At 37.3% G+C, this 21144-nt stretch carries 28 protein-coding genes, 1 pseudogene and 1 riboswitch; of the genes and pseudogenes, 18 read left to right on the forward strand and 11 right to left on the reverse strand.

Annotated features, from left to right (window positions below; genetic code table 11):
• Positions 1-40: 40 nt before the first annotated feature.
• A complete protein-coding gene (locus tag QFZ72_RS14730) occupies positions 41-1258 on the reverse strand; it encodes a TerD family protein (RefSeq protein ID WP_307434520.1) in 1218 nt (405 codons plus the stop codon).
• 324 nt (positions 1259-1582) lie between these two features.
• Between QFZ72_RS14730 and QFZ72_RS14735 the strand changes: the two genes are divergently transcribed.
• The 3 genes from QFZ72_RS14735 (at position 1583) to QFZ72_RS14745 (ending at position 3875) form a co-directional block, all read left to right on the forward strand.
• Complete coding sequence (locus QFZ72_RS14735; RefSeq protein WP_252205539.1) at positions 1583-1951, forward strand: replication termination protein; 369 nt, start codon at positions 1583-1585, stop codon at positions 1949-1951.
• Between the two features lie 113 nt (positions 1952-2064).
• Complete coding sequence (locus QFZ72_RS14740) at positions 2065-2676, forward strand: hypothetical protein (RefSeq protein WP_307434524.1); 612 nt, start codon at positions 2065-2067, stop codon at positions 2674-2676.
• Between the two features lie 104 nt (positions 2677-2780).
• A complete protein-coding gene (locus QFZ72_RS14745; RefSeq protein WP_307434527.1) occupies positions 2781-3875 on the forward strand; it encodes a PRK06851 family protein in 1095 nt (364 codons plus the stop codon).
• Between the two features lie 40 nt (positions 3876-3915).
• Here QFZ72_RS14745 and QFZ72_RS14750 read toward each other — a convergent pair whose 3' ends face one another.
• The 5 genes from QFZ72_RS14750 to sspL form a co-directional block, all read right to left on the reverse strand.
• Entirely contained in the window at positions 3916-4275 is a 360-nt protein-coding gene (locus QFZ72_RS14750; protein WP_307434529.1) for a hypothetical protein, read from the reverse strand.
• A gap of 64 nt (positions 4276-4339) precedes the next feature.
• Positions 4340-4519 carry a hypothetical protein gene (locus tag QFZ72_RS14755; RefSeq protein WP_070877424.1) on the reverse strand — a complete coding sequence of 60 codons (180 nt, stop codon included), beginning with the start codon at positions 4517-4519 and terminating at the stop codon, positions 4340-4342.
• 169 nt (positions 4520-4688) lie between these two features.
• Positions 4689-5324: a class D sortase gene (locus tag QFZ72_RS14760; RefSeq protein WP_307434534.1), complete on the reverse strand. Its 636-nt coding sequence runs from the start codon at positions 5322-5324 to the stop codon at positions 4689-4691.
• The gene (locus QFZ72_RS14765) at positions 5317-6720 is read right to left on the reverse strand and encodes a processed acidic surface protein (protein ID WP_307434537.1); all 1404 of its coding nucleotides are present in this window, start codon (positions 6718-6720) and stop codon (positions 5317-5319) included. The genes QFZ72_RS14760 and QFZ72_RS14765 overlap by 8 nt, the downstream gene beginning before the upstream one ends.
• Before the next feature lie 151 nt (positions 6721-6871).
• Positions 6872-7015 carry a small, acid-soluble spore protein L gene (sspL, locus tag QFZ72_RS14770; RefSeq protein WP_252205533.1) on the reverse strand — a complete coding sequence of 48 codons (144 nt, stop codon included), beginning with the start codon at positions 7013-7015 and terminating at the stop codon, positions 6872-6874.
• A gap of 123 nt (positions 7016-7138) precedes the next feature.
• Here sspL and QFZ72_RS14775 point away from each other — a divergent pair, with 123 nt between their 5' ends.
• Both QFZ72_RS14775 and QFZ72_RS14780 read left to right on the forward strand, forming a co-directional pair.
• A complete protein-coding gene (locus QFZ72_RS14775; RefSeq protein WP_307434540.1) occupies positions 7139-7300 on the forward strand; it encodes a hypothetical protein in 162 nt (53 codons plus the stop codon).
• A gap of 440 nt (positions 7301-7740) precedes the next feature.
• Positions 7741-8520 (forward strand): hypothetical protein, encoded by a 780-nt coding sequence (locus tag QFZ72_RS14780; protein ID WP_307434543.1) that lies wholly within the window; start codon positions 7741-7743, stop codon positions 8518-8520.
• Between the two features lie 32 nt (positions 8521-8552).
• Here QFZ72_RS14780 and QFZ72_RS14785 read toward each other — a convergent pair whose 3' ends face one another.
• Both QFZ72_RS14785 and QFZ72_RS14790 read right to left on the reverse strand, forming a co-directional pair.
• Complete coding sequence (locus tag QFZ72_RS14785) at positions 8553-8858, reverse strand: hypothetical protein (RefSeq protein WP_307434546.1); 306 nt, start codon at positions 8856-8858, stop codon at positions 8553-8555.
• Positions 8859-8981: 123 nt separating this feature from the next.
• Positions 8982-9311 (reverse strand): hypothetical protein, encoded by a 330-nt coding sequence (locus tag QFZ72_RS14790; protein ID WP_307434548.1) that lies wholly within the window; start codon positions 9309-9311, stop codon positions 8982-8984.
• A 152-nt stretch (positions 9312-9463) separates the two neighbouring features.
• On the opposite strand from QFZ72_RS14790, the gene QFZ72_RS14795 reads away from it, so the two are divergent.
• From QFZ72_RS14795 to QFZ72_RS14820, 6 genes are all read left to right on the forward strand, one after another.
• Entirely contained in the window at positions 9464-10027 is a 564-nt protein-coding gene (locus QFZ72_RS14795) for a cysteine dioxygenase (protein WP_307434551.1), read from the forward strand.
• A gap of 60 nt (positions 10028-10087) precedes the next feature.
• Positions 10088-10405 carry a hypothetical protein gene (locus QFZ72_RS14800; RefSeq protein ID WP_307434552.1) on the forward strand — a complete coding sequence of 106 codons (318 nt, stop codon included), beginning with the start codon at positions 10088-10090 and terminating at the stop codon, positions 10403-10405.
• Between the two features lie 117 nt (positions 10406-10522).
• The gene (locus QFZ72_RS14805) at positions 10523-10897 is read left to right on the forward strand and encodes a nucleotide excision repair endonuclease (protein ID WP_070877419.1); all 375 of its coding nucleotides are present in this window, start codon (positions 10523-10525) and stop codon (positions 10895-10897) included.
• 272 nt (positions 10898-11169) lie between these two features.
• Positions 11170-11733 carry an MFS transporter gene (locus QFZ72_RS14810; RefSeq protein ID WP_307434558.1) on the forward strand — a complete coding sequence of 188 codons (564 nt, stop codon included), beginning with the start codon at positions 11170-11172 and terminating at the stop codon, positions 11731-11733.
• 134 nt (positions 11734-11867) lie between these two features.
• Positions 11868-12140 carry a DUF1292 domain-containing protein gene (locus QFZ72_RS14815; RefSeq protein ID WP_307434560.1) on the forward strand — a complete coding sequence of 91 codons (273 nt, stop codon included), beginning with the start codon at positions 11868-11870 and terminating at the stop codon, positions 12138-12140.
• Positions 12141-12309: 169 nt separating this feature from the next.
• On the forward strand, positions 12310-13095 hold the full coding sequence (locus QFZ72_RS14820; protein ID WP_307434563.1) for a phosphatidate cytidylyltransferase: 786 nt from the start codon (positions 12310-12312) through the stop codon (positions 13093-13095).
• Between the two features lie 218 nt (positions 13096-13313).
• On the opposite strand, the gene QFZ72_RS14825 is transcribed toward QFZ72_RS14820, so the two are convergent.
• The gene (locus tag QFZ72_RS14825; protein WP_307434566.1) at positions 13314-14435 is read right to left on the reverse strand and encodes an NAD(P)/FAD-dependent oxidoreductase; all 1122 of its coding nucleotides are present in this window, start codon (positions 14433-14435) and stop codon (positions 13314-13316) included.
• Positions 14436-14780: 345 nt separating this feature from the next.
• Here QFZ72_RS14825 and QFZ72_RS14830 point away from each other — a divergent pair, with 345 nt between their 5' ends.
• Both QFZ72_RS14830 and QFZ72_RS14835 read left to right on the forward strand, forming a co-directional pair.
• On the forward strand, positions 14781-15527 hold the full coding sequence (locus QFZ72_RS14830; protein ID WP_373464694.1) for a PliI family lysozyme inhibitor of I-type lysozyme: 747 nt from the start codon (positions 14781-14783) through the stop codon (positions 15525-15527).
• Between the two features lie 15 nt (positions 15528-15542).
• Positions 15543-15833, forward strand: a complete 291-nt coding sequence (locus QFZ72_RS14835; RefSeq protein WP_307434571.1) for a transposase — start codon at positions 15543-15545, stop codon at positions 15831-15833.
• A gap of 151 nt (positions 15834-15984) precedes the next feature.
• Here the strand turns inward: QFZ72_RS14835 and QFZ72_RS14840 are convergent, their stop codons facing one another.
• The gene (locus tag QFZ72_RS14840; RefSeq protein ID WP_307434575.1) at positions 15985-16434 is read right to left on the reverse strand and encodes a cupredoxin domain-containing protein; all 450 of its coding nucleotides are present in this window, start codon (positions 16432-16434) and stop codon (positions 15985-15987) included.
• Positions 16435-16640: 206 nt separating this feature from the next.
• On the opposite strand from QFZ72_RS14840, the gene QFZ72_RS14845 reads away from it, so the two are divergent.
• From QFZ72_RS14845 to QFZ72_RS14855, 3 genes and pseudogenes are all read left to right on the forward strand, one after another.
• Positions 16641-16832 (forward strand): hypothetical protein, encoded by a 192-nt coding sequence (locus tag QFZ72_RS14845; RefSeq protein ID WP_307434578.1) that lies wholly within the window; start codon positions 16641-16643, stop codon positions 16830-16832.
• A gap of 217 nt (positions 16833-17049) precedes the next feature.
• Positions 17050-17643: pseudogene (locus QFZ72_RS14850) on the forward strand (quinone oxidoreductase family protein); the annotation flags it as partial.
• A 23-nt stretch (positions 17644-17666) separates the two neighbouring features.
• The gene (locus QFZ72_RS14855) at positions 17667-18008 is read left to right on the forward strand and encodes a molybdopterin dinucleotide binding domain-containing protein (RefSeq protein WP_373464695.1); all 342 of its coding nucleotides are present in this window, start codon (positions 17667-17669) and stop codon (positions 18006-18008) included.
• Between the two features lie 60 nt (positions 18009-18068).
• On the opposite strand, the gene QFZ72_RS14860 is transcribed toward QFZ72_RS14855, so the two are convergent.
• On the reverse strand, positions 18069-18353 hold the full coding sequence (locus QFZ72_RS14860) for a hypothetical protein (protein WP_307434586.1): 285 nt from the start codon (positions 18351-18353) through the stop codon (positions 18069-18071).
• Between the two features lie 231 nt (positions 18354-18584).
• Between QFZ72_RS14860 and QFZ72_RS14865 the strand changes: the two genes are divergently transcribed.
• Together QFZ72_RS14865 and QFZ72_RS14870 are read left to right on the forward strand one after the other, a co-directional pair.
• Positions 18585-19835 carry a M20 family metallo-hydrolase gene (locus QFZ72_RS14865; protein WP_373464566.1) on the forward strand — a complete coding sequence of 417 codons (1251 nt, stop codon included), beginning with the start codon at positions 18585-18587 and terminating at the stop codon, positions 19833-19835.
• A gap of 255 nt (positions 19836-20090) precedes the next feature.
• The gene (locus QFZ72_RS14870; RefSeq protein ID WP_307434589.1) at positions 20091-20768 is read left to right on the forward strand and encodes a Dph6-related ATP pyrophosphatase; all 678 of its coding nucleotides are present in this window, start codon (positions 20091-20093) and stop codon (positions 20766-20768) included.
• A 79-nt stretch (positions 20769-20847) separates the two neighbouring features.
• Positions 20848-21029: riboswitch (cobalamin riboswitch) on the forward strand.
• Positions 21030-21144: the final 115 nt, after the last annotated feature.

The raw sequence follows: 21144 nt of genomic DNA on the forward strand, positions 1-21144 counted from the left end.
GCTTTTTTCATCTATCTAAACTATGTTCTAAATAATCAGGTTAATTCCCAAAATAATTGTTATAGTCCTGGTCATTTTTAAATTCTATCGGTCCTACATCCATTCTAAAGCTGCCATCTGAGTACAGAAGTGGTGAAGCCTCTGAATGATCACGTGAATAACGTTCAACATGTGATACTTTCATCGCCTTTGAGTCTGTGAAATCAATATGAGCTATGGCAACCCAATAAGCTAAATTATTACGTTCCAGCAGCGGAGCGACGACGACATTACCCATATGATTATCAACCACAGCTTTGGCTTTCATTGACTTAAAGCTTCCTATACCATTTCCAACAGCACTATATGCAGCAAACATAACATATGACAATTCATCAGTCCGATAAATTTCAATTGTTTCTGTTCCAAATTTCTGAGAGTCTCCATCAAGACGAATAAAAGGAAATTGACTGCTGCTTCCTAAATCCTTGTAATAGATCTTCCCTTGAAAACCTGTTTTAGTAACATAAAAACAATATAGATCAAGATCCTTATTTGATTCCCATTCAAGAACTGCGGTAATTCTTTGAGATTTCTGAATATTGACCGATTGTTTTTTCTTTAATTCGATTTTAGAAAAGTTTATTTTTGAAGCTGGCTTTTTCGAAATAGGTTCAGGTATATGATTAACTGATTTTACCTCTTTGGGAGCCAGCTGAGCAGGAGTTTCTTCTTCTATTTCAACTCCGAAATCCTGGCATAATGAAGCAAGTCCTCCAAAATAACCTGCTCCAACACTATTAAACTTCCATTGTACGGAATGTCTATATAGATCCCCGGCAACTATTGCCGTTTCTTCTGAAAATGTATTTGGAAGAGGGAAGCAGTAATATTCCTTTCCAGACTGTTCATCAACAATAGATAAAGTGATATCCGAAACTTGTCTAAATGAACCCTTAGCTCCATTTTTTTGATAGATAGTAAGTGAAAATACGATTTTACTAATTTCGGAAGGAACTTTATTTAAAAAAATCTGAAAAGGCTGGCTGCTCGAAAAGGAGTTCCTTTTAATAACAGATCCACAGCCAGAGGAAGTCTGTCCGTAAAAGACAAAATCTGAATCTTTAAAAACTTTTCCATTGGAACCTACTAAAAATGCAGAAGCATCTATTTCCTGATCAATAGCTGTATGCCAGCTTAACTCAATATTTACACACCTTAATTTTGGATCAAGTCTTGTCAGGTCAGCTTTTTGACCTTTAACTAGTACAATTGACATTCTAAAATCCTTCCTCTCGATTATTTTTATAAAATCATTCTTAAATTATAATTCAAAAGTAACAAATCTAATATAAAAATTAGTAGATTCATTCCTGTTTTGAAAGAAGCTATTTCAAATTAAACTATGTTCTAAATAATCATTATACTAATAAAAATTGCTCAGACTATATTTCCCATCACACCTCCATTTCACTTTCTAACTAAAAAAGTATATAAAGGGTCAAAAGACTCAATTTTCGTCTTCACGCAGGGAAATTTCTAAAAACATTGAATTATTAGAACATAGTGCATGTAATCGATCTTCAAAAAGGAGATGGTTAAATTGGGTGAAAAGAGAAGTGCGAGCGGATTTTTGTTAAAACAGAGAGCTTTTTTAAAGCTCTACATGATTCGCATGACAGAACAGGATCGGCTTTATGGATTAAAGCTTCTGGATGTGCTGCGGGATGAATTCAGAAGGTATGGATACAGGCCTAATCATTCTGAAGTTTATAAATCATTACACGAATTAATTGAAGATGGTGTATTAAAGCAAGTGAAGCGTAAGAAAGAAGGCATGAAGCTGCAGGAAGTCGTTTATTACAAGTTTGAAGATTATGAGAAGGCAAAGCTATACAAAAAACAGCTGAAAACAGAATTGGATCGGTGTCAAAAACTTCTCGATAAGGCTATTCAGGATAATTTCTCGTAAAATTATACAGTTCTTCAGAATCCATGAAACGGGTTCTTTTTTTGTTTGAAGTATGATTATGTTAGGTTATGATAAGTAATAGAATTCCCGCAAAAAAACTGGAGGACTAAAAATTGCTGAAAAAAACAATAAAAGCATATATTGAAAAAGAAATGGCCAATCATCCTGAAAATCAATCAATTGGCATTTACAAAGCAGAAAAGGAATATGCAGAGGCACACAGTCTGGTTCCTGAACATGTTACGTTAGAAGAGCAGAAAGATCTTTCCCGTTTTATGCATTCCTATATTGAACGAGTGGATAAAGAAACAGAGGAATTGATTGCTGCTGAGAAGCCATCTGATTTTCTTCACAAAAAAGTAAGTTTCTTAAAAACCAATCAAAAAGAGTTTGTTTATTTAGAATCTGAATGGTTTGATATCATTAAAATTGATGGATTAACCCTTGAGCATGATGACGTTTTTGGGTCCTATAAAGGCCTTCTTGGTTTAAAACAAAAAAAAGCTGCAGGCAGCAGCATCCGCGAATGGTTTAATGAAAAGGCAAATGGTGAATCAACAAAATTCCAGCTGCTTTTTAATGACAAAGACGGTTTATGGGATGTTAATTTCGACTGTGATCTGATAGATGGTTTTCACGAAACCTTATCGCTTAATGCAGCTTTTGAATTAATCTATGATTTCCTCTTTCAGCTTGTGAAGGAATTAGATAGGAAAGGACAATAAAAGAGTACTCTATGCCTGCAGAAATGCAGGTTTTTCATTTTTTGATAAATTAGGCGTTCACCCTTATTCACTCTTAACATATGTTAGTAGAAAAGAGGGAGAGGATGAATTGGATGAAAGGAAAAGCTATCCATTATTATGCTAGCGGCAATACGGCTAAAGGGTATTTCAGTCTGTATAAATTTGCAGTTAAAGAATTAAATCGGGTATTTTTGCTCCAAGGAGGGTCAAGAGCCTGCAGATCTGAATACATGAAAACAATAAGTGAATCATTGCTTTCAGCAGGTCATTCGATTGAATATTTACACTGCCCTTCTAATAATGACTGGATTGAAGGATTTATTGTTGCTGATGCCGGTATCGGGATAATCGATGATGAGGTGCCTGAGATTCGCAAACATATTTCGGTTGAAAACATGCAAGTAATTGTTCTTGAAAATGAAATGAAACTTCATTCTGCAAATAGGGATGTAATAGGACAGCTAACCGCCGATATCTCTTCTAAATTTCAAGAGGCGTACAGAACGTTTGCCGCATCACTGAAAGCACATGATGATATTGAAGATATTTACATCGCAAATATGGATTTTACTAAAGCCAATCAATTGTCGAATGATTTGATTGAACTTTTCTTTGGAGAGGAAAAGGCTGACAAACCTTCGAATGTAAAACACCGCTTCTTAGGCGCTGCTACACCCAATGGAGCAGTAGATTTTATCCAAAACTTAACAGAAGATATCGGAAAACGGTATTTTATAAAAGGCAGAGCAGGTTCAGGAAAATCTACTATGCTGAAAAAGATTGCAGCTGCTGGAGAAGAAAAGGGATATGACGTTGAAATTTATCATTGCGGATTTGATCCAAACAGCTTGGACATGGTCATTCTTCGCGAAAAAGGCATTGCAATATTTGACAGCACGGCACCTCATGAATATGAACCTGAACGAGAAACAGATGAGATTATTGATATGTATCAAACTTGCATAACGCCCGGGACAGATGAAAAATTCGCAGCCGAAATCAATCGAACAACGAAAGCTTATAAGGACAAAATGAAAGAAGCAATCACTTACCTGTCAGAAGCAAAAGAACTGGTAGATCAGCTGGAGGAAATCAAAGGTGAAAAAACCTCTTTTCGTTTTATTGATCTAAACGAATTAATTGCAGATGAGATAAAACTATATTTGAAACAAACATGAAAGGGAAGATAGAGCTAAACTAACATTTAGCTCTATTTTTCTATATGGTTAATTTAAAAAAGCGTATCGGTACATTCAATTTATTCTGATCACGATAAGAACGATATGACACAACATGATGCTCTAAAGTCCGGACGTCAAGCTGTAAGATGTCAGATCCCTTGGTTTCCAGTTTGTAATGAACATCAACTTGGTCCAATGTATAAAACGAAAAGGTCAGACCTAAAAGATTCTTGGTCTCTTTTTTAGTATCGGGATGGTATTTGATAAAAGCAGCTAATTGTTCAACTGTAACTGCCTGAGTTCCTGTAAGAGAATCAATTCGCTGTTTAACATATGCAGCCGCCTGAATCAGATTCATTTTCGTTTTATTTATCATGTTAGATATATGAATATCCATATCGCTTCTCCTTTATGTGATCAGGAGAGTTCATCCATGAATTGTTCTCCTGATCATGCAAATTTTACTGATTTTGATCCGGCTGAGCAGAAAATTGATTATTTGCCCCTTGGCTGCTCATTCCTGTTAATTGAGGCATCATATTCTGTAGCTGTCCTCCGCGGCCTGTCATCAAACTATAAGCAGCTGCACCAATGCCGATGGAAGCAATGATGGGAAGAATTTGGATATTGTTTTTATTCATTTTAAATCACCCGTTTCATAATTACTTTTCATTGCAATTATAGGTTCTGTATTTTTCATAAATTTAAAGCTAACAAATCCTTCCTGACTAAGCATTTTTTGAAAGAGGAAAAATACATAATGCCATATTAAAAAGCCTCTCTTTTTACCAAGAGAGGCTTTCCTGCAGACTATTTATAAATTGTTTTAGATGTCAAGTAAGCTACAAGAACATATCGTTCAGGAGCGGAACCAATAAATTCAAATGGGTAGCATGTGCTCACTGTAAGTGTTGCCCGCGGCTTTGGAACAATTACTGTGCGGTCATCCTCATCAACAATTCTTACTTTTTGTACTTTGAATATGAATTCACCGGCAGCAGTTCTGACAATCAGCAAATCACCCTCGCCAACTTCGCCAAGCCTTTTAAATACTGTATCTCTATGACCTGAGAGCACAGAGTTGTCATTTTCGCCAGGGAGTACACTTTCAGCAAAATGGCCAACACCTTTTTCGAGCTCATTTTCATCAGTGCCATGAAAAATTGGGAGGACCGCCTTTAATTTTGGGATATAAAGTTCTCCCATTTCTTCTCCAAGTTCAGGCCGGCTGGGGTACAGCACTTTTTTTATTTCCGGATCTTTTTCTTCGGGTATGCTTTTTTGTTTTACTTCTCCTGAATTGAAATCAGGGGAAGCAGGAAAGGATCCCGCAGCAAATTTATAGAGATTAGTTGCAGTAAACAGCAAACCGATCAGGATTAAAAACACAGGAAAGAAAAGGAGAATCAACCGCTTTTTGCTGATTCTTCTTTCCAATTTAAACATAGCGAACCTTTCGATATAAGAAGCTTCCAGCTGCCAATAGGATTATCCCAACTACCGCATAGGTGAGGTAATTACCTGCTGTTTTTGGCAATTTAGCGCCTTTTACGGTTTTCTGTTCTGCATGATCCATTTGTTTGGAGATGTGTTTTTTTACAGGCTGTTCGGCAGTTTCAATTGTTTTAGCAGCTTGCTTTGCAGATTCCTCAACTTGCTCTCCCGTTACTTCAAGAACTTCAGAACTTACCATTTCACCGGAAATGATAAGGTCAGCAAGAAACGTTCCATCTACTGAAAAGAGGGTTACTTTTAAATTTGCTCCTTTTAATTCATCTAATCTGATTAAGTCTGCAAGTGACAATGAGGTTTCTGATCCATCCTTAACAAGACTGTACGATGCCTTTAATTTAAAAATAGAAAGAATCTCATCATAGATAGAAGCAAGCTCAGCTATTTGACCTGCTGATAAATCTTTTGTAACTTCAAATTCTCCGATAGCCAACATCCGGTTTCCTAAATTATCAAGTCGTTCAATGGTTGCCTGGTCTGAAAGGTGATCCTCTAGCGAAATCAAGTGTTCTTCAATATTTTGAAGTTCTTTTTCCGTTAATCCCAGCTCATCTTCAAAAATAGGCAAAAGATCCTCAGCTATTTCTTCTTCCATTCCCATTAAAGTCCATACTGTTTCTTCCAATTCGAAAATATAGATGTAATCATGAAGATCCTTATCATTCTCAGCAAGCAATTGAAGCAATGACTGCAGGTCAAGATCATAATTTTCTTTAAAGTAAACCAAGTTGCTCAAATCAGCTTTTATAACTTCTCCAAGAAAATCTTCAAGCTGCTTAACAGATTCAAAATTTGCAATGCTTTCATCATAAATTTTAAGAGCAGTTTCAACATCCTCTTTAGTTATTTCAAATCCTCTCTCAGCACTCGCTTCCGCAAGATAAGCAGCGAAGTCCATGTCAAAGTCTGGATCTCTTTCAAACTCAAAATCTTCCGTATAAAAATGGATAGTTTGAGAAAGATCATCAATGAATATATAATCTTCTAAACTTTCTCCATTTTCTTCTAATAGGGATACCATTTCTTCATGATCTAAATGAAATTCATCATATAAATCTGCAAGATTGCTATAATCTGATTCAATAACCTCTCCTAAGAAACCCTTAAGATCTGCTGCAGATTGATAATTCAGAAGACTATCACCGTAATATGAGAGCGAGGCTTCGATGTCTGCTTTCGTCACTTTAAATCCTCTTGTCTTACTTACTTCGTTTAAATATTCCGAAAGTTCAAGCTCGAATTTTGAGTTTTGAGCAGCAAATGTTAAATGCGGAAATAAACTTATAACCATAATAATAGATAGTAAAAATGCCCCCAGTTGTCTTTTCATACTGTTCTCCTCATTTTATATAATTTTTATAAACCTAGAAAATTATAAAATAGGAAGAAAGATTTAACAATGAGGTAATTTAAACCAATTATCAGGTCATAAAAGACTGATATAGAGTGAAGGGAAGGGAGGCAGCAGTGCCTCCTGGTTTCTAAATTTTCGTATTGGATTTTTTAGCTCGATTCTCAAGCTCGCTTTTAGGTTCAGTTGAAAACTCAGTATCTTTTCCTTGGCCTTGTGGATTCACGCTTGGTGCTGCTTTACCGCGGTTTGATCCTGTAAATTTACTGCTCATTTTCATTCACCTCCACACCTATTATGCCCTTAATCATGGATTTAAATAGCAAATTTTAATGAACCCTCGGAAAAGCGTTCTTAAAAACGAATATTATACTAATTCAGATACAGGAGGACTATAATGAAAACGATAATATCAAATAAAGAATTGGCATTCTTGGTCGAAACAGCAATAAAATCTGATGTCTCAAAAGAAGATTTCAAAGTGTTCGTTCAATCAAAAAAACTTGAAAGAGAAATAAAGGTCTGCGTAAATAATAAATTTAAGTCCTTACTTAAATAGTTTGGCAGTTTTAGGCTTTTCAAACTGACATATGTCCCAGATTCTTTTAAATTAGAGCTCCTGTAAAATCAGTGCCATTTAATTTATAGATTAATCATGTAATCACATAACAAAAACAATCGATGCTTTCATAATTGAAAGCCCTTACACCGCATCAAATCATATGACTTTAAGGAATGGCATCTTGATCACGTTCAAATGAAAAAAGATGCCGGCAAAGATTTATCCCCAACCTGAAAATTGGTTCAACATGAAAAATCATTTCTTGGTATCTATCCGAACTAAGAAGTCTCCTGTATTCCTCGATTTCGTATATTTTTCTGTTTCCCATTATTTCACATTCCCATTTTTTTAAACGGAGCACAAATAGATGCGGGTCACATGGTCAAAGACACCTACATAGACTATAAAGAATGAATAGGGAAGAAAGGAGGAAAAACGTGTCCAAAAATGACAGCAATAAAGGTCAATCAAAGGCTTATATAACGATTCCTGAAAAAGCGAGTACTTCAAACCAGGAATGTTTCCGTGTAAATTATATGCAAGAGTTTATGAAACACCAGCAGCATATTAATACTGAGCTTTCACATGCTGCAGATACCTTAAACAGCTTGCTGCATGAATCTAGATCAGAGCAAACCCAACACTTTCATGCTGTATACAGACAATTAGAAAAACAGGAAGCTGCGACTTCACCGCTGCTGTCAAATATAGAAACACAGCAGTCTGCATCAAGAATAATGAGTGAACGTTTGGAAAGTCTAGAAAAATCAAACAAAGAATTGATGAATAAGTTATTAAGTGAAGGTCATATAAGCCAGGCAATTATTGATCAGCTCACTTTCCAGGATCAGTCCATAAGAGAACTTTCAGGGAGATTTAAAACGTACGAGAGTTTGCAGGAAAAAATAATAGACCAGTTGGATTCGCATGCTGAACTTAAAGAACAGATTAAAGACAGGCTGGAACTGCAAGAAGTGTTTCATCAGAGTGTAATCGAGAGAATCAGTCATCAAGAAGCTTTGACCGAGAAAATTTCAAGAGATATAGATCACTTAAAATCGGTTATTTATGAGAGAGTTTCTTATATCGCTGAAAAAGTTGAAGAGAATTTCAAGGTGACAAAAGAGTATATATTCAATCTTTTCTCAAAGAGTGGATCTATTAAAGAATATACCATTACAAAACCACCTAAGAAAAAAGACCTTTCAAACCTTTGATTCTAAAAAACCAACTTAATTGTTGGTTTTTATTATGATTTATTTTTCAATTTAGCAATCTCCTCCGTTACTACAAACGCAAGATCGTCATTTCCAAACAAGGATAGTACGCCAAGAAGGGTATCGTTTGAAATTTCACCAGCTTCCTCTTTGGACACAGTTAACTCAATTGCTTGCCTTAATTCGTGATTTTCAGCCTGGTTAGGATATGCGCGTAAATAAAGTTCTGCAGGATCAAGATCATAATTAATGCACCACTGCGCAAAGACAAGAATCATCATTTGCTCGTCCCGCTGATAATTGCGGATAATTTGTTCTTGTGTTTCTTTTGAATTCATTTTTAAAACTCCTTACTATGTATCGATTTCATACCTATCATAGCACAGGATTTTTGCTTTGTAATGAATAGAAGAAGAAAGAGGCTTCTATACGAAGCCTCTTCACTGCCTTAGTTTTAGCTGTTAATAATAGAATGGATACGGGAAGAAAAATGGATAGATAAATACGTAAAAGGGAAAGCGGCGTCTGCGGTACCGTCTGAATCTTCTTCTATATCCATATTGTCTGTTTGCATTCATTTCACTTTCTTCCACTTCTTCAGGAATCATCATTGTGACACCCTCATTATCCATATCCTCGATAATTCCTTCAACTTGAGAACCATCCGACATTTTTGCAATGACGTAAAAATTCATATGCCTTCTGCATGTGCTCATTGCATCTTCTCTATTTTCGAATGGTTCTTCCTGCGGCCAATTATTAGGGTAATACCCATATTGATAATTGTTCATCATAATCCCTCCTCTGCGATTTAGGTTATTCACCTAGAACGAATGTTGTGACAGAGTGAATAAAGAAGAAAGAAAAAATTTTTTACATATGGATGAGATATCTGATCATATTGTTTAAAGTGATACTTGAACTTGCGAGGAGGTTTTAAGAATTGAATCTCTCTGAAAGGATGCAAACCATTCTTGGAAGTGTTCATTCAGCATCGAAAATGGAATTATTGGAAGCTTTAAAAAGTCTGAACATACAGATAGAAGAATTGAAGCCCTTCTTAAAAAACGAACGGAATAAACCATACTACCGAAAGCTTCTATATAAAAATGAAAGACTTGAATTACTTGTGATGAACTGGTCTGAACTGGAATGTGTACCCCATGATCACGGGAAGTCGCATGGTTGGATTCAAGTCATAAACGGGGTTTCTGAAAACACGGTTTATGAAGTGATAGAAAATCAGCTGCCTTCTGAATTATTTACAGAAATAAAGGAGAAAGGAAGGAGCTTTTTTGCACCAAAAGGAGGGGTGCATAAAATGGGGGAGTCTAAGGGCACAAACCTGGTGACGCTTCACCTCTATTCTCCGCCAATCACCGGAATGAAGGTGTATGATCTCGAAAAGTGTGCAGCATGCGTAGTTTCTGATGATTGCGGGGCATGGTGGCCTGATGAAATACATCAAAAAGTAAAAGATATAAAATTGAAAAAAGCTGCGGAATAAATCGCAGCTTTTTATTATGCCGTTTATGAAATTGGATATAACTAAACAGAGGTGATTTCAATGAAGCGGCCAATTGGAACAATCATCATATTCATATCAGCGTTTTTACTCTACTTTGCCTGGGCAGGCTTTGTTAAAAGTGAACTGACAGTCACAACTCATAAAGGATATGTTGTGGAAAAATATCAGACAACAGACATTGCAGAATCAGGAATAAATGTCATATCTCAGCAGGTTTATCACATTAAGCTTTCATCAGGAACGCTTTTGTCAGTTTCAGCATTTGTTTATGACTCTCTCAATACCGGGCAATCAGCCGTATTCGCAGAAAAACAAAATCATGTGTACCTTATAGCCGAAAACAAATTAATATATTGAATAGTCTTTTTATTAGATTTGGTGGCATTTTCCGCTATACGTATGAGATAATACAAAAGTTCATTTTTCGCACGAAATCGATAAGAACAAGTCACATATTATAGGAAGTGAATCTTAATGATCAAAATTGAAATACCTAGAGCAGATGTTGTTTTGACTAGAAATCCGGTTAAAGGCCAGCCTGTTGAGGCTCCATTAAGCAGTGAATACGGTTTTACTGATTACAACAGAATTCCCCGCGATAAAGGCGGAATTTTTATGTTTTACAATATCAATGATGAGCTATTGTTTGTAGGAAAAGCTCGCAAACTTAGACAAAGAATCAAAAAACATTTTGAAGATACCGTATCTCCAATCAAAAATAACCGTGATGAAGTACATGAAATTGCTGTTTGCATCGTAGACAATGCAGTGGATCGTGAAATTTACGAGACTTACATTATTAATGAGCTTCAGGCTAAATATAATGTAGATAAAGTTTTCTATAAATAATAATAAGCAAGAAGCGGTGACTATGATGTCACCGCTTTTTAATTTGTATCTTTATATTTCCTTGGCGTTTGAAAATATAATGCTGACAGACAGTGATTGCTTTTGAGTAATTTTGCTCATTATTCTGATGTACTCTGACAGCAAATTCACAAAGAACCTCATCTGCGCTTCCGTATGCTCTTTTTTTACAGTCAATGAAAAAATTGTATGTTAATTTTAATAAATGCCTTATTATTTAAGAAGACGAAAATTTAGTGAGGCGAAATACTTTTATGAGCATGTATCTGCATGAATTAATCAATAATTATCAGTCGTATAACAGGAACATCAAGCTTGCCATAGCCGCAAATATCATGACTCAAATCGGCATGGGCATTTTCATGACCCTTTATAATCTATATTTGCGTGATCTTGGATACAGTGAATTAACGAATGGAAATGTGATTGCACTGACAGCACTTGCCCAAACGATTTTTTTGGTACCGGCTGGTTTTCTGAGTGATAGGACCGGCAGAAAAAACGTGATGCTGATCGGTGCATTATTTGCCTCCATGACCCTGCTTGGCCGATCTATTTTTGAATGGGAGATGATGCTCCTCATCCTCGCTTTTGCCAGCGGAGCTTTTATGTCTTTTATTCAAGTATCCATGTTTTCATTCGGCTGGGCAACGATGGGGCCGCTTTCAACTTTCATTGTTGCAAAGTATGGATCTTATTGGGGCTACTCCTATGTTTTTTTGATAACCGGCATGATCTATTTTATTGGGGCTCTCTACTTTTTATTTGTGTTTAAAGAAAAGAAAAACAGCTTCATTAGTGAATCTGCGGCTGTTTAACGTTTAATAGGTAATTTCCTTTCAAAGTGTTATAATAAATTGGTTCTAAAAGAGGATTTTATTACTTGAGTTAGGGAAAATAAACTAAAGCAAAGAATTCATATGAATTTCAACTAATGGAAGGAGATTTTACGATGGATAAAATTGAAGTAGGCGAGATTTTCACAATCAGCGATGAGAACGATCAGGAGCAGGAAGTAGAAGTTCTTGGGGTATTAACAGTAGAAGGCACAGAATATGTTGCAGTCGGGTTTGTAGAAGAAATACAGCAGGAAACTGAAGAAGACATTGATATTTATTTTCTTCGAGTAGACGAAGAAGGAGATTTCACTGCAATCGAGAGCGACGATGAGTTCGATAAAGTATCTGCTGCATTTGACGAATTGATGGAAGAAGAAGAAGATTGATTTACATATACCAAGACAGACCAAGTGCATTTGTGCATTTGGTCTTTTTTAATGGATATTAATAGGAATTCAGGAAACATCTATATAAAAATACAGATTTGTTTTTCGTTTTTCTTATCTTTATAGTACAATCAATTCTAATGGAAAAAAAGATAAGGAAGTGTAACAAATGAAAGAACGCGTCATCACCGGCATTATTATCTTGATTTTATTCATGATTCCATTTTACATTGGGGCATTCTGGTTTACTTATTTAGCAATGGTACTGGCCATAATTGCCTTTCATGAATTAACTACCATCATAAAAATACGGAAATATGGGACGAAATATTTCGTAGGTCTTGCAGGAATCGTCCTGTTATTTCTCCCGCTGCTTCCGTTTTTGAATGTAACGTTTGAGATTATCCAAATTAAAGTGCTGCTGGCACTCGTTTTGTTTTTCTTGACATCCACTGTCTTTAATACTGAATATTCGATTGAAAAGGCTGGAACGCTGCTGATCGGTGTTCTGTATATCGGATTTGGCTTTGTGTTTTTGGCCGAAGCAAGAATTGATGAAGGACTTAGCTGGACGTTAGCTGTTTTAATCTCAATTTGGGCAACTGATTCAGGAGCCTATTTTGTCGGCAGAAAGTTTGGTAAATCGAAGCTTGCTGAAAAGGTGAGCCCGAATAAGACGATTGAAGGTTCAATCGGGGGAATCATCATTGCTCTTATTATTGGCCTTATTATGCAAATGAGTTTTCAGCCATTTGACAATTACGGTGAAACGGTTCTGCTCATTTTCGTCGTTTCTATTGCCGGTCAAGTTGGGGACCTGGTAGAATCAGCTTTAAAACGCCACTTCAAAGTAAAAGATTCGGGCAAGCTGCTTCCTGGACATGGTGGAATTTTGGACAGGCTGGACAGCTGGATCTTTGTTTTCATCGGATTAAAGTTAATCGGGCTAATTTAAAGGATATACGGTAACCGTATATCTTTTTTTTTAGCAATAAATGAATGAGTATTCATTTACATGAGCTTGACATGGTATATTTTAGTTATTATTTAATAAGGGAGTGCAGGATATGAAATTGTTTATCGGAATCAAATAGGGAAAGAAGTATTAATTGGAACAAGTCACGGAATAATCAGGGATTAGTACTGAAAGAATTCTTATAGGGAGGGGGAGATTCAGTCCCCCAATGCACCATTTATTTCATATTGCTTAAGATCAATTTCAAGCTCCATGCCTAGTGCAAGCTTTGCAAGCTCACGACCAATATAAGGCCCCATCGTCAGCCCGGATGCTCCGAGTCCATTTGCGGCTGCTAAGCCTCTCCAGCCAGGAACGAATCCAACAACAGGCAAAAAGCCCGGAGTGAATGGCCTAAAGCCGGTTCTAGCTTCAAGAAAGGTACATTCTTCTAAGCCGGGTGCTGTTTCTAAAGCTTTATTAAATACCTCCTGAAGTCCGCCGGCTGTGATTCTCGTATCAAACCCCTCAATATTATTTTCATGAGTGGCTCCGGCCACGATCCGCTGCTCATCGAATGCAAGCAGATATTGATCACTGGGAGGCATGACTACCGGCCAGGCGGACGTATTTGCATCTTCCATTTTCAAATGGGCGATCTGAGCTTTTTGGTAGGTGACTTTAAAGGTCAAGCCAAGTGGCTTTAATAGTTCATTTGCCCAAGCTCCTGCACAGATTATGACCTCATCTGCATAAAGACTTTTACCATCAGCATACACTCCCTTAACGTGTTCACATTCAAATAGGAGCTTAGCATTCCCATGAATATAAACGGCTCCCTTTTTCACGGCAGCTCTCAAAAGGGAGTCTCTTAGGGCACGTCCATCTACACGTGCAGCTCCTTCAATATGAACAGAGAAAAAGTCTTCTGAGAGTGGAGGAAAGCTATTTTTTGTCTCTTCTTTGGATAAAGGAGTAATGCTGCCGATTTCTGGTGCATCTTCTTTTCTTTTCAAGGCCCGTTCTTGGATCTTCTTGATTTTATCTTCTTCACGATGAAGGATAATCGCGCCAACCTGTTTATAACCCGTGTCTGTTTCTCCATCTTTTTGAAGTTCTTTAATCAGTTCGGGATAGTACCTCGCTCCTCCCTTGGCAAGCTTATACCAGGCTTGATTCCTGCGCTGTGACACCCAGGGACAAACTATTCCTGCCGCAGCATCAGTTGCTTGTCCTGCATCTTTACGGTCAATGACTGTGACATCAGCCCCGAGCTTTGTTAAGTGATAAGCAGCAGATGCACCTAATATGCCTGCACCTACAATAATGATTTTTTTCATACCATTCATCCTTTGACTATATTTAGTACGATACATGAAGTTTTATATTACTTCTTTTAATTTCTGCCTAACTGACCATGCCTGTGCATATCATAGTTTAACAAATGTTCTTATGTGAGGTGCACAATGAGTGAGAATTATCATTATTTGCCGCTTGTAAAACAATTTTTGCCTCCTGAGGCAGAGGTCTTTGAGCTGACCGAGCCAGATAATCGTATCGCTATCTTTACAGCGGACTTAGATGGCGATCAGATTTTTGAAATAGCTGCTGCATACCGTTTGCATAGCGAGCATTATGTTATGATCTTAAAAAATAATCATAACACATGGCACCAGGCAGCGAATATGAAAGGAAACAGCGCTTTTTTCGCAGAATTCTATTCTGCTGCAGAGTATGACAGATTTATTGTGACAGAAGAAATAGGAGACGTCACAGGAGATGGCATTCCTGATACTGTTTTTTTGACGGCCAATCAAACTGCCCCTGACAGTTCTTATCTGAACAATATTACGCTTAATATCAAGGGAAGAAATGGCCAGGTACAGCAAATTCCCTTAAAAGAAAATGCAGGATATGATCCATCTTTATTTTTGGGTGATTTTACTGGCGATAAAGTGAAAGATATTTTAGTAGTCATTAATTCCGGCGGCAGCGGCGGCTATATATACACCTATGTATTTTCGTACACGGACAGGAGCTTCAAGCAGATTTTCGACTCTGAAGCTTTTAATGATTCAAAAAAATATGAAGTTTTATATCTAGATCAATTCAAAGCACAAGTGGATAGCTTAAAGCCTGCTAAACGATATATACTTGATCTTCGGTATAAAGGGGAAGAGTACCTAAACGAAATTTACAAGAAAGACGGCACTTTAAAGGAACCTATAGAGGGGTGGGTAGCTCCGCTGTCAGGGCTGTACCCTGTTGATTTTGAACGTGACGGTATATATGAACTGGATGCGTATCAGAATATTGCAGGCAGGTATAGTGCAGATGGGCTGGGATACATGATGAATGTTTTGAAGTGGGACGGACGTGAATTTGTGACAGATCGGCAAAGCATCGCGATTTTTGGAGAGGATAAAGAATAAAAAAAGAGTTTGATGTTGAACGGCATCCCAAATGATGGACACAATCTACCATTTGGAGATGCAGTTTTTTTTGCTGAATTTACAGCGCAAGAAAAAATTATAGCCGTTAAGCGATATTCAGAAGGAACAGAAGGACATAAAACGATCGCTAAATCCATTGGAGCATCAGATGGGGTGTTACACGCTTGGATCCAGCAGTATCACTTTCACAGGGAAAGAGCTTTTATCAAACGCTATACAACCTATTCGGTGACGATAAACTCTGAGTTTTTTTATCACCTTGAATTTGAAAGTGTTAAACAATAGAGCTCGTGTATATTGATTACTATAATTACAAACGATTAAGGCAAAATTAAAGGCAAGAGCCCGGTACATTACAGGACTCTTGCCCAAAGCAGCTTACGATACGTGTCTAACATTTTGGGGTCACTTCATGTCAGCTCTTTTTTTATTCCTATTAATCAACAACTATATATGCAACCATCGGGACGCCTTGTCCGTGATGCGAATGTGTATCGCAAATGAGACGATAGATGCCTTCTTCTTTAAATTTTAAAGGAATTGCCGTTTTAGAGCCTTTCTTTACAATGCCTTTAATTTCTGTTCCTTCAATACGAAATGGATGTTCATTGCCATTCACACCATGAATATTTAATGTAACTTGTTTTCCTTGAGGAATATAGATCGTGCCTGGGTCCCATCTATAAGCCTCAATTTCTTTGCCATCCGCCGTTTTTGATTTAAATTCTCCAGTCACCATATGAATCTCTAAGTTCATACTGCTGTTTTCCATTTTTAAAGCAGGGTTGGCTAAAGGATTGAAGTAATACCAGCCGCCAATGCCTGCCAATGCGAAGAGAGCTGCTCCAAATAAAATCCATTTCTTTTTTATTAAGACAAAACGCATAATTTCTCCTCCAAATCAAATCTATGTTTTCTAATCTATATGTTGATGCTCAGGAAAACTTGTCTATAAGCTTTTAAATTTTAAAAATGCTAAAAGGATAAATAAGGAAACCTATTTATTACAGACAATTGATAAACGAAGCAGAACGCTTTTTTGAATAAACTGCTTTATATTATCAAATCCTTTTAAAAAAGGAGTTGGATATCATGGAAAGAAAAAATGATCAACATTTCTCTGCTGCCTCATCAGCCAGAAAACAGAATTCCACTAAAATAGATGATGCTCCTCCAAATCAAATGGATATTGAAGGAGATTCTGTTGATAAACTCAGAAATCTGGAAGAAGCGAATATTATGTTAAGCGGAGATGAAATAAAGCAGCAGAATGAAAATTTGTGAAAGTTTGTTTTTTGTTAATAAAATAGCAATTGTCTAAAGAGCTGTCTTCAAGGCAGCTCTTTTTCTGTTAATTAAAATAATAATTGAATAATCTGATAAATATTTATATAACAATACAATACTAATCAGTCGGTATGTTGGCTATTTTTCGTTAGCTAAAACGTTTTTTAAAATCAATTAAATCTTTTTGAGCGGATCTAAAAGGAGATGAATCTGTATGAAAGCGATTCAGTTTAATGAATATGGCAAGCCAGATGTCCTTCAAGTAGTGGATGTACCCGTTCCCCCGCTAAAAGCGGGCGGAGTACTGATAAAGGTGCAGGCAGCTGGAGTGAATTTTGCAGACACAGCTCGCCGTTATGGTCAATATTTAGCAAAAACACCTCTTCCATATATACCCGGAGCAGAGGTTGCAGGTATTGTTGCCGAAGTTTCGCCGGAAGTAACAAATTTTAAACCGGGAGACCGTGTTGTTGCATTAACAGAGGATGGCGGTTATGCAGAGATTGCTTCCCTTGATCAATCTCAGCTTGTAAAGATACCGGATCAGGTAGATTTTAACCAGGCAGCATCCATATTGGGGCAAGGATTATCCGCATATCATATCCTCAAAACATCAGGACAAATAAAAAAAGGCGAAACCGTTTTAGTTCATGCTGCAGCAGGTGGTGTCGGTACATTAGCCGTCCAACTGGCAAAGCTGATGGGTGCAGGTGCGGTTATTGCCACGGCAAGCAGCTCTGAAAAATTGAAACTTGCTGCATCCTTAGGCGCTGACGAAGGAATTAATTATACAGAAGGTAATTGGGATTAAAAGGTGTTATCGAGTACTGGATGCATAATCTTCCTGTACTCGTAAAAAGAGAAAACCGCTGCACGCTTTGGGTTCATTCTGTAGATGCGGGACGATTGGAGTTGCTAAAAGGGGATAAGGCTATTGTGAAATCCCGTACAGGAAAAGTAGAAGTGATCGTACAAGTTACTGAAGACATTATGCCTGGAACGGTGAGCCTGCCGCATGGATGGGGCCACAGCCTAACTGGAACTCGTCTGCAGACAGCAAGCAAACATGCTGTTGTAAATGTTAATCTTTTAACGGATGAACAAGTAATAGATGAGATTTCCGGGAACGCTGTCCTTAATGGGGTATCTGTAATGATCGAAAAAAAAGACTAAAGGTATGTCAACTATGACTTACCTTTTTTTCTTTGCGTATGAAACTAATTATAAAATGGATCACTTTTCCTCACTAAAAAACTCGTTATTAAAAAGATCATAAGCTTCATCCTCAGTTTTATCCTTTTCATGCAGGGAGGAACCCGAGCAGCTGTTTTTTCTTCTGCGGTTTAAGTCTTTAAATTCTGCTTCAAGAAATTCTGCCTGATGGTGTGAGAGCTTAATCGTTACTTCATTGTTATTTTCATCTGCAGCTTTCAAAAGAACATAGCTATCTACAGAATCACGTAATGTGACATTGCTGAGTGTCAAATTCATATTGTTCAGTTCATATCTTGCTTTCATAGCTGAAAGGAACCTCCAGTGGTCATTTAGATTATATCTACTATTTTATAGGTATGGAAAGAAAAGCACAACGAAGCTGATGAATTATTGAAAGAGAACAAGCGAAAGATTCTTCTGGACAAAATGTAACATTTCATCATTATTCTTTTTACATAACGAAACATGTAATAAGAGGATTTTTCCTATACTATTAATACAGAATATTCTATTAATTATAAAGGAGGAATATTTTTGGTTGATAAAACTCTGACAATAAACAAAGTACGTCTTGAAGAAAGAATAAATGCCCTTGCACAGATAGGAAAAATCAGTGAGACCGGAGTTTGCAGGCTTGCCCTGTCACCTGAAGACAAAGAAGCAGTCGAAACAGTAAAAGGCTGGATGGAAGAAGCAGGATTAACCGCAAGAATTGATCACTTTGGAAATCTGATCGGACGGCTTGAAGGAAGGAATCCTGAAGCTCCCGTATTAATGATTGGTTCACATATTGATTCACAGCCGTATGCGGGCAGATTTGACGGAGTAATCGGTGTTTTAGGTGCACTAGAGGCCGCTCAAACATTGAAAGAGCTGAATATTACTCCCAATATGCCAATTGAAATCGTCGCATTTTGTGACGAAGAGGGCTGCCGCTTTAATAAAGGATTGTTCGGAGTGAGGGGAATCCTTGGCAAACTGGAAGCAGGGGAGTTAGACCGGACAGATAAAAATGGAATCACGCGAAAAGAGTCATTGATTGAATTTGGATGTGATCCCGAAAAATTTAAGGACTCAGAATATCCTGCTGGAAGCATTTCCGCATTTATAGAGCTCCACATTGAACAAGGGCCGATTCTTGAAGCAAAAGATACACCAGTGGGAATCGTTACAGGCATATCAGGACCATTATGGCTGACGGTAGAACTCGAGGGCTTTGCAGGTCACGCAGGATCCGTTCCCATGCATATGAGGCAGGATGCGCTGGTAGGAGCTGCAAAAATTGTTGTTGCCCTTAATGAATTAACAAGTGAGGATGTCACTGCGCCTACAGTCGGTACAGTCGGAAGCATGAAGATCTTCCCTGACTCCCGAAACATCATTCCGGAAAAAGTCAGCTTTACAATCGATTTAAGAGATATTGAGATTGAAAGACGCGATTTTATTGAAAATCTGCTGAGAAAAAAAATCCACACCATTTCTGAACGGCATGGTTTAACTTATACCATTTCAGAAGATACAAATAGTGAACCGCGGTATTGCTCTGAAAGAATTATGAAGGTAATGAGAAAGGAGAGTGCACATATCGGACTGAATCCGATTGAATTGATGAGCGGCCCTTTTCATGATTCATTAGCGATGTCGTACGAATGTGAGTATGGGATGATCTTTGTCCGCTGTAAAGACGGTATCAGCCATAATCCTAAAGAATTTTCAACAATGGAGGATATCTCACTTGGAACGGAGCTATTATACAGAACGGCTATGAAAATGGCACTTGATTAATTTCCAGAGATGAAAGAACAAAACAACATCAATTCTTTTTGGCGCTTAAATGGATAAATATTCATTCCGGCGTTTTTTTTTATAAAATTATCGGTAAAGTCAATCAAGCCGGTGTATATTAATTCAATTTTAAAACGAATTGATTTTTATCGAATGGCCATTTTTGTGATCTAATATTCATTTTGACACAAGGTTTCCGATAAATCATAATGATTAATAAATGGTCAACCATCTTACATAAGGGGTGAAATAAAAATGAAGAAAAAAATTGCTCTATCATGGAGCGGCGGCAAAGATGGCTGTATGGCACTGCATAAGCTCATTGGCCAAGGTCATGAAATTGCCTGTCTTATAACCACTGTACCTGTTGAGCTTGAAAGAACGTTCGGACATGGTGAGAAAATGGAAGCAATACTAAAACAAAGCGAAGCCTTAGGTATTCCTGTACATTTTATTAGATGCACATTTAAAGGATATACTCAAAGTTTTATAGATTCACTTAAAGATTTGAAGAAGAAGTACCATCTTACAAGTGCAGCTTTCGGAGATTTATATCTTGATGAACACCGCAGCTGGGGAGAAAATGCGGCAGAATCAGCTGGCTTAGAAGCACTGTACCCTTTATGGATGAAGAAGGATGAAGCACCTCAAGCCCTTCATGCTTTTGCAGATAGCGGATACAAAGCAGTCATCATCAGAACTCAGGATGATGTGCTTGATGGGACATGGCTCGGCCAGGAAATTGATCAGCAGCTTATAGAAAGAATGAAGTCCACACAGATATGTCCAATGGGTGAGGCAGGAGAATATCATACCTTTGTGTATGATGGCCCGTTATTTAAGAAGCTGATCCAACTGCAATTTGGCGAGAGAATTCAAATGGAAACAACGACACGCCTGGAGCTTGAGGATTTTAGCTTAATCGAGAAATAGCCTGAATAAATAAGTTCTATTTCAGATTCAGGAAAAAGAAGTTGATGACATTTCCAGATTTATAGATTACAATGAACAAAAAATATGATTCTTTAAAAGTGCCTGATGTGATCAGGATAATAGGGAAACCGGTTAGAATCCGGTGCAGCCCCCGCTACTGTAAGCGCAGATTCATTGAGACGCCACTGACTTTTCAAGTTGGGAAGGTTCAATGAAAAATGAAGCGCAAGCCAGGAGACCTGCTTTTAATGATTGATTGCTTGTTTTTCGGTGGGAAGAATAAGTCAGGTACCCTTAGTGTGTGTGACTTTGCTTATTAAAGGCCTTGACTGACTTCCATTCAGTTCAAGGTCTTTTTTATGTTTATAGACAAAAA

The sequence above is a fragment of the Bacillus sp. V2I10 genome (assembly GCF_030817055.1).
GTDB lineage: Bacteria > Bacillota > Bacilli > Bacillales > Bacillaceae > Bacillus_P.